The following is a 15,295-nucleotide window of genomic DNA, read 5'->3' as shown; positions in this document are numbered from 1 at the left end:
CGCGCGCAGAACCGGAACGGTCCGAGCCACGAGGGGGGAGGCTCGGACCGTTCGTTGTGCGTAGCCCGGTACTAGCCGCGCTGTGCGCGCCCCGTGCGGACCGGCAGCGGCCAGGCCCGTCAGCCCGCCGACTCGTCCAGCGCGCGCAGCACGTCCGCGACCAGGTCAGCGGGGTCCTCGGACCCGGCGGAGAGGCGGATGAAGCCCTCCGCCACCGCGTCCCCGCCCCAGCGGCCACGCCGCTCGGCGGTGGAACGCACGCCGCCGAAGCTCGTCGCGTCGTCCACCAGACGCAGCGCGTAGAGGAAGCGGTCGGCACGTTCGCGCGAGGGCAGCGTGAAGGAGACCACGCACCCGAAACGACGCATCTGCTGCGAGGCGATCTTGTGCGAGGGGTCGTCCGGAAGCCCGGGATAGCGGAGCCCGGTCACCTCACCGCGGCCGCGCAGCGCCTCGGCCACGGCCAGGGCGTTGGCGTTCTGCCGCTCGGCGCGAAGCTGGAGCGTGGCGAGCGAGCGGTGCGCCAGCCAGGCCTCCATCGGGCCCGGAATGGCCCCGACGATCTTGCGCCAGCCTCGTACGGAAGCGGACAGCTCCGCATCGCGGCAGGCGACGTAACCAAGGAGGATGTCGCCGTGGCCGGTGAGCATCTTGGTGCCGCTGGCCACGGAGAAGTCCGCGCCGAGTTCGAGGGGGCGCTGGCCGAGCGGTGTGGCCAGGGTGTTGTCGACCGCCACCAGTGCGCCACGCGCGTGGGCCGCGTCGGCGAGGCGCCGCACGTCGCACACGTCGAGACCCGGGTTCGACGGCGTCTCGATCCACAGCAGCTTGGCGCCGTCCAGGACGTCGAGCTGGGCGTCGTTGCCGGTCGGGGCGGTGCGCACCTCGATGCCGTACGCGGTGAGCTGCTCCTTGACCAGGGGCAGCGCCTGATAGCCGTCGTCCGGCAGGACCACCGCGTCACCGGCGCGCAGCTGCGAGAAGAGCACCGCCGAGATGGCGGCCATCCCTGAGGCGAAGACCAGGGTCTCGACGCCTGCTCCGGCCTCCCCGCCACTCCCCTCGCCGGTCGCCGCACCCGCCGACCCGACCGGCGCCTCGAGCTCACCGATGGCCTGTTCGAGAAGCGTCCAGGTCGGGTTGTCGTCCCGCCCGTAGGTGTACGGACCTGTGGGATCGCCCGGCAGGTGGAAGTGCGCGGCGAACACCGGCCCCGGAAGGGTCGGCTCGTGCTTCACCGGCTCGGGGAGGCCGGCCCGCACCGCATTCGTGCCGTCGCCAAGGCCGGCGTTCGTGCCGGCGCCTGCGCCCGGTTCTGCTCCGGTACCTGCGGCTATTGCTGCGGAGTCCGTCATGCCGCCCGCCTTTCGCTTGCTTCACGTACCGCGTCGAGCAGTCCTTCGCTCGCCGCCTCCACCATTCTCAGGCACGTCTCGAACCCCTCGTCGTCGCTGTAGTACGGGTCGGGGACGTCCAGGTCGTCCGAGGCGGCGGCCGCGGGGTCGTACGAGCGGAGCAGCCGCACCTTGTCCGCGTCGGCAGCCGTGGGAGCGAGGCGCCGCAAGGCCCGCAGATGGCCGGAGTCCAGGGCGATCACCAGATCGAGCCGCGAGAACCAGGAGGCATCGAAACGGCGTGCCACGTGATCGCTCTCATAGCCGGCCGCCGTCAGGACGGAGACGGTGCGCGGATCGGCGCCGTCCCCCTCGTGCCAGCCGTCGGTGCCGGCGCTGTCCACCCGGACGAGCCCGTCGAGTCCGGCCTCGTCGACCCGTGCGCGGAAGACGGACTCGGCCATGGGGGACCGGCAGATGTTGCCGGTGCAGACGAAGCTCACGGAGAAGGCCATGGGGAGGAATCAGTCCTTGTCGTCGGGCAGGACGACGTTCATCGCCCAGGACACGATCGAGATGATCAGGCCGCCGAGTACGGCGGTCCAGAACCCCTCGACGTGGAAACTCACGTCGAACTTGTCGGCGAGCCATGACGTGAGTAGCAGCATCAGGGCGTTGACCACGAGCGTGATCAGGCCGAGGGTCAGAATGAACAGCGGGAAGGTGAGCACCTTCACGATGGGCTTGACCAGGAAGTTCACCAGACCGAAGAGCAGCGCGACGACGATCAGCGTGACCGTCTTCCCGCCCGTGCTGTCGCCGGTGAGTGTGATCTTGTCGAGGAGCCAGACGGCGACGGCCAGGGCCGCCGCGTTGGCGATCGTCTTGACTACGAAATTCTTCATGTGTGTGATCGTTGCAGACGGACGACCACAGCGGTCGGACCGCTAGGTGGGGCAAGGGGCGTGCGAGGACGATGAAGGCATTCCGGCTGGATGAACTGGAGACGGAGCGCGCCGCGAACGACGGTGCGTATCTGCAGTTTCTGCGCGAGCGGAACATGTCGGTCGGGCTGTACGCGCTCGACGCCGGAGAGACCGATCCACAGCAGCCTCACCAGCAGGACGAGGTGTACATGATCGTCAGTGGCCGGGCGTCGATCACGGTCGGCATGGAGACCACTCAGGTCGCGCGCGGCAGCGTCGTCTACGTTCCGGCGGGGGTGGCCCACAAGTTCCACCACATCAGCGAGGACCTGCGGGTGCTCGTGGTCTTCTCACCGCCGGAAGGCTGACTTCTCAGGGCTGCGACCTCGGGGTTCCCTAGGGGGCGGATCAGGGGAGGACAAGGGATGCGAGGCCCCCGTCGGGGACTCTGCCGCCCTAGCATCGAGTGCAAGAAGTAAGACAGGTGCGGGAGAGAGGTTGGGGACGATGGCAGCGCAGGAGATTTTCTCGGGATTGCCGTGGTGGGTGAAGTGGATCGCGGTTCCGGTCATCGCCCTGGTGGTGTTCGGCGGTCTGATAGCGACCGTCGTGGGATTCGTGGTCGGCCTGCTGTTCAAGGCACTGCTTTTCGTCGCCCTCGTGGGTGGACTCATCTACGTCGTACGGAAGTTCATATCCGGCTCGACCTCTTCGCGCAGCGATTGGTGATTCCCGGCGACAGTTCGCTCGGGCGGGGGAAGTTTCCAGGTGCGGCGCCTTAGGCCGACGACCAACGGTTAGAGTCCGAAACCGGCGCGGGGTGAGCCCCGCAAGGGCGCACTGCGCTCCCACCCGTGTATCCCCGGGCACGGGCGGAACCCCCCACGCGTTTCGGGAGTGAACCTTGGCCACGGTTGACGCCACACCCGCAGACACCGTCGAGACCGCCCAGACCGTCGACGCAGCCGAACGCGTCGAGACGGCCGACACCGCCGCATCATCCGTCGACAAGGCCGGCACCGCCGCATCTGTCGACACGGCCGAGTCCGTCGAGTCCCTCGACACGGCCGGCGTCCCGCCCAACGACGCTCCTTACGGGCCGTCGTCGACGGCCACGGCATCAACCTCCGGCCCGCCGACTCTCATTGGCTCCGTGCAGCGGGCGATGAGGTTGCTGGAAGCCGCCTCAGCGCATCAGGCGGGGGCGCCCGCCAAACAGCTGGCCCGCGAGGCCGGGCTCGCGTTGCCCACGGCGTATCACCTGCTGCGCACGCTGACGCACGAGGGCTATCTGTGCCGGGACAAAGGTGTGTTCGTTCTGGGCGAGGCCGCAGAGCGGCTGAGCGCGAGCGGGGCACAGCAGAATCGTCGCGGCATGATCGGGGAGGCCCTGGAGCACTGGCGTGACGTCATCGGGGTGCCGGTGTACTTCGCCCTCTACCGCGAGGGCGAGATCGAGGTGGTGGGCGTCGCGGACACGCCCGGAAATCCCGCAGTGGAGGAGTGGGCCGACTTCCGCGAGACCGGACACGCCCATGCGATCGGGCAATGTCTGCTCGCCCAACTCGACGACGAGCAGCGGCAGGACCACCTCTCCCGCTACCCGGTGCAGTCGATCACTCCGTACTCGGTCCGTGACGACCGGAGTCTGCTGCGCCGCCTGGACGGAGCAAGCCGGATGAAGCCCATGGTGGAGCGGCAGGAGTACGCACTGGGGACGGTCTGCGCGGCGATTCCGATCACTGCGGGTAACGCTGCGGCGACCATGGCGATCTCGGTTCCCTCGTATCAGGAAGATCGTCTGCTGCCCGCTGCCGAGCGCCTGCAAGACGAGATCGGGAAGCTGTTGGGGACACTGGCTTTCTCTATCAGCATCTGAAAACTCACTCCTTGTGATCTGATGTGTACGTTAAGCAAGATGCCATGAGTGTCAGGGAGTTGGTTCCTGGCCAGTCGAGCTTCAGCGACGGGGTAGGCGGGCGATGCGAGAGTCGGTCCAGGCAGAGGTCATGATGAGCTTCCTCGTCTCCGAGGAGTTGTCGTTTCGCATCCCGGTGGAGCTGCGTTACGAGGCCGGCGATCCGTACGCCGTCCGGTTCACCTTCCACCTTCCCGGTGACGCGCCTGTGACCTGGGCTTTCGGGCGTGAGCTACTGGTCGACGGGATGGGCGCGGCGTGCGGTGAGGGGGATGTGCACATCGCGCCCACCGATCCAGAACTGCTCGACGAGGTGCACATCAGGCTTCAGGTCGGTACGGACCAGGCGCTGTTCCGGGTGGGGATTCCGCCGCTGCTCGCCTTCCTGGACCGTACGGACAAGTTGGTGCCGCTCGGACAGGAGCGGGCACTGGCTGATTTCGAGACGCACTTGGACGAAGCGCTGGACCGGATCCTCGCCGAGGAGCAGAGCGCGGGTTGACCTCGTGAGTCGGGCGAAGGCATATGGCAGATTGGTGCATTTTGTGGCATCGGATGCTCAGGCCTTGCGGCGCCGGCCCTTGCCGCCGCGGGACTGCTTAGGGGCGGGGGTGGCCCCGTTTCCCGCCCGGCCGGGACCGCTTCCCGCCTGTCCCGATCCGTTTCCCGCTCCGTTCCCCGTCCCGGCGAACCCGTTTCCCGTCCGACCCGCGATGCCCGACCGGTTCGCCAGGGACGACCGGCTCGCCGAGGCCGGGCGGTCCGCCGAGACCACCAGGGCCGCGAGCGCGGTCGTCACCGGCACCGAGGCGACCAAACCGATCGAACCGACCAGGGTGCGCACGATCTCCTCGGCCACCAGCTCGCTGTTGGCCACCGTGCCCACGCTGCTCTGCGCGATCGAGAAGAGCAGCAGGAGGGGCAGCGCAGCGCCCGCGTAGGCCAGGACCAGGGTGTTGACGACCGAGGCGATGTGATCGCGGCCGATGCGGATGGCCGCGCCGTACAGACGGCGCCAGCCCATCGTGGGGTTGGCCTGATGCAGCTCCCAGACGGCGGAGGTCTGCGTCACCGTCACGTCGTCGAGCACGCCGAGCGAGCCGATGATGACGCCGGCGAGCAGCAGACCGCTCATGTCGATGGACGGGTACAGCCCGTGGATCAGGCCGGTGTTGTCGTCCGTGTTGCCGGTCAGCGAGGCCCAGCCGATGAAGAGCGAGCCGAGCAGCCCGATGAGGAGCAGCGAGATCAGCGTGCCGAGCACCGCGACCGATGTACGGGCCGTGAGGCCGTGGCACAGATAGAGCGCGATCAGCATGATGGCGCTGGCCCCGATCACCGCCACCACCAGCGGGTTCGACCCTTGCAGGATGGCGGGCAGGATGAAGAAGGTGAGGACCAGGAAGCTCAACACCAGGGCGACCAGGGCCATGACGCCGCGCATCCGCCCCACCACGACGACGGCGAGCGCGAAGATCCCGGCGAGCAGCGCCATCGGGAACTTCCGGTTCACGTCGGTGACCGAGTACTGCAGCGCCTCGGGAGCCGTCGGCTCGTAGGCGACCACCACCTGCTGGCCCTGGCGCAACTGCCGCGGGGAGTCCGGCTGGACGATCTCGGTGAACGTACGGCCCTTGTCCTTCCCGCTCGTCACCTCGATCGTCGCCTTCTTGCAGACGCCCTTGGCGCGGTCCTGAGCGGTCTGCCCCTCCGCGGTGGAGGTGTCGCCGTTGGGCGGGGTCTGCGAGGCGTTGACGTCCTTGCAGGGCAGCTCCTGCACCTTCGTCACGTCGGCCGACTGCGTCTGGCGGTCGAAGCCGACACCGGTGCGCTCGTGGGACGGTGCGCCACCCGGCCAGAACACCGCGAGTCCCACGACGACCGCCGTGGCGAAAGGAATCAGCACGGCCGCGATGACCTTGCGCAGATGCTTGGAGACGGGCGCCGCCGGACCGTGGCTGTGGGAGTGCGCATGCGGGTCCGGAGGCGTGTGCGGAACGGGCGGCTGGGACGGCGGCTCTGTGGTGGTCACTGCCCGATCATCGCAAGAACGGAGGGGGCCCTCTGTTCAGCGCGCCCGATATGACGCTAGCGTGGAGCCACCTTTGCAATCGCGGGAGCTCGGAGCACCGGGCTGAGAGGGCGCTGACCTCCGTACGAAGCGGCACAAAAAGTGCACGAGCCGTACGGAATCCGCTGCGTCGACCGCCGAACCTGTTACCGGGTAATGCCGGCGTAGGGAGTAGGTCTCATGACCACATCGGACGCACGCACGCCTGCCTCGACGCAGAACCAGAGCGACGAGGTCGGGAAGTCCATCGGATGGCACAAGGCGTATGTCGAGGGCTCGCGCCCCGATCTGCGGGTGCCGGTCCGGCAGGTGCACCTCACCAACGGCAAGGCCGTGACCCTGTACGACACTTCGGGTCCGTACACCGACGAATCCATCGACACCGACGTCCGCAGGGGCCTCGCCCCCCTCCGGGAGAACTGGATCATCGCCCGCGGCGACACCGAGGAGTACACGGGCCGCCCGCCCCGCCCCGAGGACGACGGCATCAAGCACACCTCGCCGCGTGGAGGCCTGAAGAACCTCGACGCGGTCTTCCCCGGCCGCCCGCGCCAGCCGCGCCGGGGCCGCGGGGGCCAGGCGGTGACGCAGCTCGCGTACGCCCGCCGCGGTGAGATCACGCCCGAGATGGAGTTCATCGGGATCCGCGAGAACCTCGATCCCGAGGTCGTGCGCGCGGAGGTCGCCGCGGGCCGCGCGGTGATCCCCGCCAACGTCAATCACCCGGAGATCGAGCCGATGATCATCGGCAAGAAGTTCCTGGTGAAGGTGAACGCCAACATCGGGAACTCCGCGGTGACCTCCTCCATCGAGGAGGAGGTGGACAAGATGACCTGGGCGACCAAGTGGGGCGCCGACACGGTCATGGACCTGTCCACCGGCCGCAACATCCACACCACCCGCGAGTGGGTCCTGCGCAACTCCCCCGTCCCCATCGGCACCGTGCCGCTCTACCAGGCCCTGGAGAAGGTCGATGGCCAGGCCGAGGCGCTGACCTGGGAGATCTACAAGGACACGGTCATCGAGCAGGCCGAGCAGGGCGTGGACTACATGACGGTGCACGCGGGCGTGCGCCTTCCGTACGTCCCGCTGACCGCCAACCGCAAGACCGGCATCGTCTCGCGCGGTGGCTCGATCATGGCGGCCTGGTGCCTCGCGCACCACAAGGAGAGCTTCCTCTACGAGAACTTCGAGGAGCTCTGCGAGATCCTCGCGTCCTACGACGTGACGTACTCGCTCGGCGACGGCCTGCGGCCCGGTTCTATCGCGGACGCCAACGACGAGGCGCAGTTCGCCGAGTTGCGCACCCTCGGGGAACTCAACACGATCGCCAAGCGTCATAACGTACAGACCATGATCGAGGGCCCGGGCCACGTCCCGATGCACAAGATCAAGGAGAACATCGACCTTCAGCAGGAGATCTGCGAGGAGGCGCCGTTCTACACCCTCGGCCCGCTGACCACCGACATCGCGCCCGCGTACGACCACATCACCTCCGGCATCGGCGCCGCGATGATCGGCTGGTGGGGCACGGCGATGCTCTGCTACGTCACGCCCAAGGAGCACCTGGGCCTGCCCAACCGCGACGACGTGAAGACCGGCGTCATCACGTACAAGATCGCGGCCCACGCGGCTGACCTCGCCAAGGGCCACCCCGGCGCGCAGGACTGGGACGACGCGCTCTCGGACGCCCGCTTCGAGTTCCGCTGGGAGGACCAGTTCAACCTGGCCCTCGACCCGGTCACCGCACGGGAGTTCCATGACGAGACACTGCCGGCCGAGCCCGCGAAGACGGCGCACTTCTGCTCCATGTGCGGGCCGAAGTTCTGCTCGATGAAGATCTCGCACGACATCCGGCGTGAGCACGGCGGCACGCAGGACGAGATCGCGGCGGGCATGGACCAGAAGTCCAAGGAGTTCGCGGCAGCCGGAAACCGCGTGTATCTGCCGATCGCCGACTGACCTGCGTCACCGCAGCACGTACGGCGCGGCGCCACCGCGGCACGCACGGCGCGGCGCCACCGCGGCACGTACGGCGCGGCGTCGGCGCGCGGTGCTTCGGGCGGCCGGTCATCGCCGTCCGCCCGAAGCCGTGCGCCGTACCGCTCCGTGCCGCGTACTGCTCCGTGCCGCGTACTACTTCGTGCCGTGTACTACTCCGGCTTGTGGTCGGGACCGCCGAAGTCCGGGCTCGAGAAGTCCGGGCTCGAGTAGCTCGGGCGGCCTGCCGCCTGTCCGCCGGCAGGGCTGCTGAACCCCGGCCGGTGATAGCCGAGTTGCGGCATCCGGCTGCTCGGGTCCCCGGCCGGTGTACGGGCCGCGTGAGCCGCCCCCGGATCCGCGAGGGCCTCCCGCAGGAACGGCAGGATGCCGCGCTCCAGGAGTGCCTCGCCCCAGGCTTGCCTGGCGCGGACCACCTCCTCGTTCTGTTCGCCGTACGAACCGGCCGGCAGTGAGGTGGAGCCGTTGCGCAGGGCGGTCAGGAGCAGGCCGACGGCGGCGACCAGGATGCCCCCCGCGGTGAGCGCGCCGAACAGCCATCCCGCGGTGAGAAGGGTCTCCGCGAAGGCGGGCTCGGGGTTGAGCATCTTCAGGATGTAGCCGACGAGCAGGAAGATGGCGGCGGCCGCCCCGGCGAGCACGGGCGCGAGCACCGCCACGACGGCGACGGCTCCCGCCCCCGAAGCCTGAACGGTGACCTCCCCCATCGTGGTGGCGATACCAAGGCCGCCGGAACCTGCTTCCGCCGTGCCCTCGGTGCTCCGCTCGCGGATCGATGGAGCGGCGGATCCGTTTTCGCGCAGTTCCTCGCGGACCTTCACGTAGTGGCTGTACTCGGTCGCGGCGGCGGCAGTGATCAGCGCAGTGGCGTTCAGTGCCATGGTGCGCAGTTGCTCGGGATTGAGCCGCTCACCCAGAGCGGCCAGGTCAGGACGGTTCGGTGCGGTGCGCAGCGCCTCATCGAGGATCCGCTCGTACTCGGGGCGGTCCTCATTGAGCAGTTGTGGAGCGCTGTTCATGTGCATCCCCCGATGCTCCGTAGGGCTTGGGAGCTCGCATGGCTGCGAGCCGTCGGGCAGAAACGGAGGGGAGCCTGCTACGGATAAGCCGATGGTAGAGCCGTGACGGCACGCGGTGACAGGGGGTTTCCAGAAATAGGCCCCCCGGCTCGCGTGATCGTGTAGGGGTGCGCCTGCCCGGCGAACGCTCAGTTATCCAGGGGAAGTTGGCAGACCAGCAGTTTTCCGGCCATGGTCACGCCGCCGTCCATGGCGATGGCCAGTCCGCCTGCGTAGATGTGTGGTCCCTCGATTACGGGGCCGCCGCCGTCGGAGTCATCCTCCGAGCCGACATCGCCGAGCAGATACGGGATGGGGCTGTGGCCATGCACGATGCGGTGGCCGCCGTACATGTCGAGGAGTTCGCGTACGGCATGGGGGCCCGACTCGTCACGGAAGGCGAAGCGCTTGGTGAACTTCCGGAAGAGGTCCCAGCACTCGTCGGCGTCGTTGCGGGTGAGGGTTTCGCGGACCGTGTCGTTCACGGCTTCGATCGAGTCGCCGTAATCCAGATAGGCGGTCGTGTCGGAGTGCATCAGGAGATGCCCGTCCTCCGATTCGATCGCGTCGAGGCGGGCCATCCACTGCAGATGGTGGTCCTCGAGGCGTTCCATGTCGGTCTTCTGACCGCCGTTCAGGAGCCAGGCGGCCTGGAAGGTGGCCGTACCGGCGCCGGAATTCACCGGGGTGTCGCCGAACCGCTTCGCGCCGAGCAGGAGCAGTTCGTGGTTGCCCATCAGGGCTTTGCAGTAGCCGCCCGCGGCCGCAGCCTGCGCGGACAGGCGCATCACGAGGTCGATGACGCCGATGCCGTCCGGGCCGCGGTCGGTGAAGTCGCCGAGGAACCACAGGCGCGCGTTGCCCGCGGACCAGTCGCCGTCGGCGTCGATGAGATTCTGCTCGTGGAGCGCGGCGAGCAGCTCGTCCAGATAGCCGTGCACATCGCCCACGACGAACAGCGGACCGTGCTCGTCGGTCGGCGCCTGCGGAGGCTCCGGCATGGCCTGCACCTCCACTTGCACGGTGTCCCCGCGGTTGATGACCGGCAGGTCGCGCTGGGTGGGGGTGTAGCCGCTGTCCGGGTCTCCGGCGACCTCCACCGGCACCCCCGGACCCGCCACACCCGGACCGGTCACGCCCGCCGGGTCCCCCTGGACCGGCCCGGTCTCATGGACGTACGCCGGAACGCGGAAGTCGCGCAACGTCGCCGTCCGCACATCGGGTCCCTGACCGGCCCCCTGAGTCATCGACCCCTCCACCACCATTGCGCCGCATCTGCACCGAGATCGGACTGCCTGGTCGCAGCGGCCCGCGGTGTCGTCCGCCCATCATAGGAATGCGGCTCGCGCTGTGTGGTGCACCAGGGGTGGTGAATCAGTGCTGAACCCCTGTTCACCGAGGTTTTCTCCCGAATTGGGTAGGGGTTTCCCTCCGAGCCGTGACCGGGCAGTGCCGGGCACTGCCCGGTTGACGGGGGTTCTCCCCGCCGGGCGGCCCGCTCAACCCGGTCCGGGCGAGCGGGGTGGGCTGACCGTCGTACGCGGTGGACGTCGCTCGGACGAGGTGCGCACGATCAGCTCCGTCGGTATCACCTGCTCGACGGGACGGCCCGAATCCAGTCCTTCGATGGCGTCGATGAGCAGTTGGACGACGGCCGTGCCGATGCGGCGCGGTTTGAGCGAGAGCGTGGTGATGGGCGGTTCGGTGGTGGCGTAGACGGTGGACTCGCTGCAGCACACGAGCAGCAGATCGTCGGGGACGCGGAGGCCGTAGCGCCGTGCGGCCGCGAGGAGGTCGGTTCCGTTGGGGTCGAAGAGGCCGTAGACGGCGTCGGGCCGGTCGGGTCTGGCGAGCAGGCGGTCGGCCGCGACGGCGCCGGCGCACGGGTCGTGGGCCGGGTAGGACTCGTAGACAGGATCCTGGCCGACGCGTTCGCACCAGCGCAGGTAGGCAGTCGTGGACAGATGGGTGTAGGTGTCCGTGGTGGTCCCGGTGAGCAGTCCGATGCGGCGGGCTCCGGCCGCCGCGAGGTGGTCGAGGATCTCCAGGACCGCTGCCTCGTGGTCGTTGTCGACCCAGGCGGTGACCGGCAGGGACCCGGCCGGACGGCCGTCGGACACCACGGGCAGGCCCTGGCGCACGAGCTCGCTGACGACGGGGTCGTGGTCGGACGGATCGACGACGACGGTGCCGTCGAGCGCTACGTTCGACCACACGTCGACGGGGCTGCGCCGGGAGGTGGCGGGCAGGATGACGAGGGCGTAGCCGCGGGCCAGCGCGGCCGAGGTCGCGGCTCTGGCCATTTCCGCGAAGTACGCGAATTCGGTGAAGGTGAAAGGTTCATCCCCGTAGGTCGTCACGGTCAGGCCGATGAGGCCCGACTTGCCGGTACGGAGCGTTCGGGCCGCCGCGGAGGGGCGATAGCCCAGCCGTTCGGCGACCTCGCGGACATGGCGTCGGGTGGCGTCCGGGAGCCGTCCCTTGCCGTTGAGTGCGTCGGAGACAGTCGTGATGGAGACACCGGCGGCGGCGGCGACGTCTCTGATACCCGCTCGGCTCTGCCGGTTGCCCCGGCGGGCGGTCTCCGCGCGGCTCACCTGGTGGTTCCCTGCTGCTGTCATGGCGAGCCGATAGTAGGGCTCATGGGGGTGGGTAGGGCGGGCGCATATTCACTCGTTGACAGGCACGTTTCTGCATGGCGTTATCGGGTCAACGACCATGGAATGCAAGGCAGTTGGCAGGATCGGTGGGCGACGCTCGCTCGTTGCCGCGCACGGGCCTACCGATAGAGCGATGTTTCGAAGAGGTCTCAACTCACCTTCACGGGTGATGCGCGCCACGGAGTGAGCCACCGGCGCGCGCCACAGCAGGGAGCGCTCCCCCCTCCATGCGCGCCTGTCGGAGCCGATACCCCTGACCCATTCGCAGCAGCGCTGAATCCTCATAAGGTGAGGAGTATTGACGTCAGGTGTTCAGACGTTTCAGTCGTTACTCGCGTTTCGGGTGTTACAGGCGTTCCAGACGTTGCAGGTATTTCAGGCGTTCGGATGTTCAAGAGTCGGATGTTCAAGAGGAGGACTGCGGTGAGCGAGACGAGCCCGAGGCTGCGTGCCGAGCTGGAGGGTATCCCCACGTACAAGCCGGGGAAGCCTGCCGCCGCCGATGGTCCGGCGGCCTACAAGCTGTCCTCGAACGAGAACCCCTATCCGCCGCTGCCGGGTGTCATGGAGAGCGCGCTCGCCGCCGCGGGCACGTTCAACCGCTACCCGGACATGGCGTGCACGGGCCTGATGAGCGAGCTCGCCGACCGCTTCGGAGTGCCGGTCTCGCACGTGGCGACGGGCACCGGTTCCGTCGGCGTCGCGCAGCAGCTGCTCCAGGCCACGGCGGGCCCCGGTGACGAGGTCATCTACGCCTGGCGGTCCTTCGAGGCGTACCCGATCATCACGCAGGTGAGCGGTGCCACGTCGGTGAAGGTGCCGCTGACGCCGGGGGACGTCCACGACCTGGACGCGATGGCAGAGGCCATCACCGACCGGACGCGGTTGATCTTCGTCTGCAACCCGAACAACCCGACCGGCACCGTGGTGCGCAGGGCCGAGCTCGAACGGTTCCTCGACCGGGTGCCGGGCGATGTCCTGGTGGTGCTCGACGAGGCCTACCGCGAGTTCATCCGCGACCCCGAGGTGCCCGACGGCGTCGAGCTCTACCGCGACCGTCCGAACGTCGCCGTGCTGCGTACGTTCTCCAAGGCGTACGGCCTCGCGGGCCTGCGCGTCGGCTTCGCGATCGCCCATGAGCCGGTGGCCGCCGCGCTGCGCAAGACGGCGGTGCCCTTCGGGGTGAGCCAGCTCGCGCAGGACGCGGCGGTGGCCTCGCTGCGGGCCGAGGACGAGCTGATGGGCCGCGTCGGCTCTCTGGTCGGCGAGCGCACGCGGGTGGTCGCGGCGCTGCGGGAGCAGGGCTGGACGGTGCCCGAGACGCAGGCGAACTTCGTCTGGTTGCGGCTGGGGGAGCGTACGGCCGACTTCGCGGCGGCGTGCGAGAAGGCCGGCGTGGTCGTGCGGCCGTTCGCGGGCGAGGGGATGCGGGCCACGATCGGGGAGACCGAGGCCAACGACATCTTCCTGGAGGCGGCGGAGGCGTTCCGCAAGGAGCTGTAGGGGTTGTAAGAGCTGCAGGGCCCGTAGGCGCTCTGAGCAGGTGCGAAGAGGGGCCGGGGACATGTCCTCGGCCCCTCTCGCTGTGCACGTACGAGGCCGGTGGTGTGAGGTTCCCGTCAGTAAGGGGGACCCCCTGTCATTGCCCGGAGCCGGTACGACATAATGCTTGTGAATGTGAACGCGTTCACAAGCGTGTCCTGGTTCCTCCGAAGATCAGAGGGATTTAAGGGGCAAACCGTCGCTGTGATCACGGCCGTAAGGAGAAGTCGACGTGGATCTGGCTCTGGCGCCCGAGACATTGGCGCGATGGCAGTTCGGCATCACCACCGTCTACCACTTCCTGTTCGTCCCTCTGACGATCTCTTTGGCCGCCCTCACGGCGATCTTGGAGACGGCCTGGGTGCGCACGGGCAAGGAGCACTACCTCAGGGCGACCAAGTTCTGGGGAAAGCTGTTCCTGATCAACATCGCGATGGGCGTCGTCACCGGCATCGTCCAGGAATTCCAGTTCGGCATGAACTGGTCCGACTACTCGCGCTTCGTCGGTGACGTCTTCGGGGCCCCGCTCGCCTTCGAAGCCCTCATCGCGTTCTTCTTCGAGTCGACCTTCATCGGCCTGTGGATCTTCGGCTGGGACAAGCTCCCGAAGAAGCTGCACTGCGCCACGATCTGGATCGTCTCCGCAGGCACCATCGCGTCGGCGTACTTCATCATCGCCGCGAACGCCTTTATGCAACACCCGGTCGGCTACAAGATCGCGGAGCGGGACGGCACCAAGCGTGCGGAGCTCACCGACTTCTCGAAGGTGCTGTTCCAGGAAACGGCGCTGGTCAACTTCTTCCACGTCATCTCGGCGGCCATCCTGGTCGGCGGCGCCTTCATGACCGGCATCGCGATCTTCCACCTTCGTAAGAAGCAGCACATTCGCACCATGCGGATGTCGATGCGGCTCGGCCTCGTCACCGCGTTCGTCGGCACCCTGCTCACCGTGATCAGCGCCGACACCCTCGGCAAGGTCATGTACGAGCAGCAGCCGATGAAGATGTCGGCCGCCGAGGCCCTGTGGGAGTCGGAGAAGCCGGCGCCGTTCTCGCTCTTCGCGTACGGCGATGTATCCGAGGGCCACAACAAGGTCGCCATCGAGGTCCCGGGGGTGTTGTCCTTCCTCGCCAAGAACAACTTCAGCGCCGAGATCCCCGGCATCAACGACCTCAACAAGGAGGCACAGGAGAAGTACGGGCCCGGTGACTACCGGCCCAACATTCCCACCGCCTACTGGTCCTACCGCTGGATGATCGGCTTCGGCGGGGTCTCCATGGTCCTGTGCACCGCCGGGCTCTACCTCACGCGGAGGAAGTTCTGGCTGGCGCCGGAGCACCGCACGGGCGAGGACGACGTGCCCAAGCTCATGCTCACCAAGAACAAGGAGCTGGCGCCGAAGCTCGGCACCTGGTGGTGGCGGCTCTCCCAGTGGACGTTGATCTTCCCGCTCATCGGCACCGCCTGGGGTTGGATCTTCACCGAGACCGGGCGTCAGCCCTGGGTGGTCTACGGCGTCCTGAAGACCAAGGACGGGGTCTCGCCAGGTGTCTCGCAGGGCGAGGTGATCACTTCGCTCGTCGTGTTCACCGCCATCTACGCGATCCTCGCCGTGATCGAGGTGAAGCTGCTGCTCAAGTACGTCAAGCAGGGGCCGCCCGAGCTCACCGAGGCCGACCTCAACCCGCCCACCAAGATCGGCGGGCCGGGAGCGGGATCGGGCTCGGACAGTGACGAAGACGCCGACCGGCCCATGGCCTTCTCGTACTGAGGGAGTTGACCGTC

General features: G+C 68.1%; 14 protein-coding genes. 7 read left to right on the top strand and 7 right to left on the bottom strand.

The window, feature by feature from the left end:
- Positions 1–119: 119 nt before the first annotated feature.
- The 3 genes from IE226_RS21600 to IE226_RS21590 are packed head-to-tail and all read right to left on the bottom strand — an operon-like array spanning position 120 to position 2,239.
- Complete coding sequence (locus IE226_RS21600) at positions 120–1,355, bottom strand: cystathionine gamma-lyase (protein ID WP_190082951.1); 1,236 nt, start codon at positions 1,353–1,355, stop codon at positions 120–122.
- On the bottom strand, positions 1,352–1,849 hold the full coding sequence (locus IE226_RS21595) for a low molecular weight protein-tyrosine-phosphatase (RefSeq protein WP_190082950.1): 498 nt from the start codon (positions 1,847–1,849) through the stop codon (positions 1,352–1,354). The genes IE226_RS21600 and IE226_RS21595 overlap by 4 nt, the downstream gene beginning before the upstream one ends.
- 9 nt (positions 1,850–1,858) lie before the next feature.
- Complete coding sequence (locus tag IE226_RS21590; RefSeq protein WP_190082949.1) at positions 1,859–2,239, bottom strand: phage holin family protein; 381 nt, start codon at positions 2,237–2,239, stop codon at positions 1,859–1,861.
- A 71-nt stretch (positions 2,240–2,310) separates the two neighbouring features.
- On the opposite strand from IE226_RS21590, the gene IE226_RS21585 reads away from it, so the two are divergent.
- The 4 genes from IE226_RS21585 (at position 2,311) to IE226_RS21570 (ending at position 4,680) form a co-directional block, all read left to right on the top strand.
- A complete protein-coding gene (locus tag IE226_RS21585; protein ID WP_190082948.1) occupies positions 2,311–2,628 on the top strand; it encodes a cupin domain-containing protein in 318 nt (105 codons plus the stop codon).
- 139 nt (positions 2,629–2,767) lie between these two features.
- Positions 2,768–2,989 (top strand): DUF5326 family protein, encoded by a 222-nt coding sequence (locus IE226_RS21580; protein ID WP_190082947.1) that lies wholly within the window; start codon positions 2,768–2,770, stop codon positions 2,987–2,989.
- A 436-nt stretch (positions 2,990–3,425) separates the two neighbouring features.
- Positions 3,426–4,139, top strand: a complete 714-nt coding sequence (locus tag IE226_RS21575; RefSeq protein ID WP_190083105.1) for an IclR family transcriptional regulator — start codon at positions 3,426–3,428, stop codon at positions 4,137–4,139.
- Between the two features lie 103 nt (positions 4,140–4,242).
- Entirely contained in the window at positions 4,243–4,680 is a 438-nt protein-coding gene (locus tag IE226_RS21570; protein ID WP_190082946.1) for an SsgA family sporulation/cell division regulator, read from the top strand.
- A 57-nt stretch (positions 4,681–4,737) separates the two neighbouring features.
- On the opposite strand, the gene IE226_RS21565 is transcribed toward IE226_RS21570, so the two are convergent.
- Positions 4,738–6,210, bottom strand: coding sequence for a YibE/F family protein (locus tag IE226_RS21565; protein ID WP_190082945.1), 1,473 nt, complete (start codon positions 6,208–6,210; stop codon positions 4,738–4,740).
- Between the two features lie 219 nt (positions 6,211–6,429).
- Between IE226_RS21565 and thiC the strand changes: the two genes are divergently transcribed.
- Positions 6,430–8,211 (top strand): phosphomethylpyrimidine synthase ThiC, encoded by a 1,782-nt coding sequence (gene thiC / locus IE226_RS21560; RefSeq protein WP_190082944.1) that lies wholly within the window; start codon positions 6,430–6,432, stop codon positions 8,209–8,211.
- A 191-nt stretch (positions 8,212–8,402) separates the two neighbouring features.
- On the opposite strand, the gene IE226_RS21555 is transcribed toward thiC, so the two are convergent.
- From IE226_RS21555 to IE226_RS21545, 3 genes are all read right to left on the bottom strand, one after another.
- Positions 8,403–9,275 (bottom strand): hypothetical protein, encoded by an 873-nt coding sequence (locus tag IE226_RS21555; RefSeq protein WP_190082943.1) that lies wholly within the window; start codon positions 9,273–9,275, stop codon positions 8,403–8,405.
- A gap of 182 nt (positions 9,276–9,457) precedes the next feature.
- Positions 9,458–10,570 (bottom strand): metallophosphoesterase, encoded by a 1,113-nt coding sequence (locus IE226_RS21550; protein ID WP_268251289.1) that lies wholly within the window; start codon positions 10,568–10,570, stop codon positions 9,458–9,460.
- 237 nt (positions 10,571–10,807) lie between these two features.
- Positions 10,808–11,929, bottom strand: coding sequence for a LacI family DNA-binding transcriptional regulator (locus IE226_RS21545; RefSeq protein WP_190082941.1), 1,122 nt, complete (start codon positions 11,927–11,929; stop codon positions 10,808–10,810).
- Between the two features lie 462 nt (positions 11,930–12,391).
- On the opposite strand from IE226_RS21545, the gene hisC reads away from it, so the two are divergent.
- Both hisC and IE226_RS21535 read left to right on the top strand, forming a co-directional pair.
- Positions 12,392–13,471, top strand: coding sequence for a histidinol-phosphate transaminase (gene hisC / locus IE226_RS21540; protein ID WP_190082940.1), 1,080 nt, complete (start codon positions 12,392–12,394; stop codon positions 13,469–13,471).
- Between the two features lie 271 nt (positions 13,472–13,742).
- Complete coding sequence (locus IE226_RS21535; RefSeq protein ID WP_190082939.1) at positions 13,743–15,281, top strand: cytochrome ubiquinol oxidase subunit I; 1,539 nt, start codon at positions 13,743–13,745, stop codon at positions 15,279–15,281.
- Positions 15,282–15,295: the final 14 nt, after the last annotated feature.

Origin of the sequence: Streptomyces longisporoflavus (assembly GCF_014649775.1) — a bacterium.
GTDB lineage: Bacteria > Actinomycetota > Actinomycetes > Streptomycetales > Streptomycetaceae > Streptomyces > Streptomyces longisporoflavus.
The sequence above is the reverse complement of the archived record's forward strand: the minus strand, read 5'-3'. Positions and strand labels throughout refer to the sequence as shown.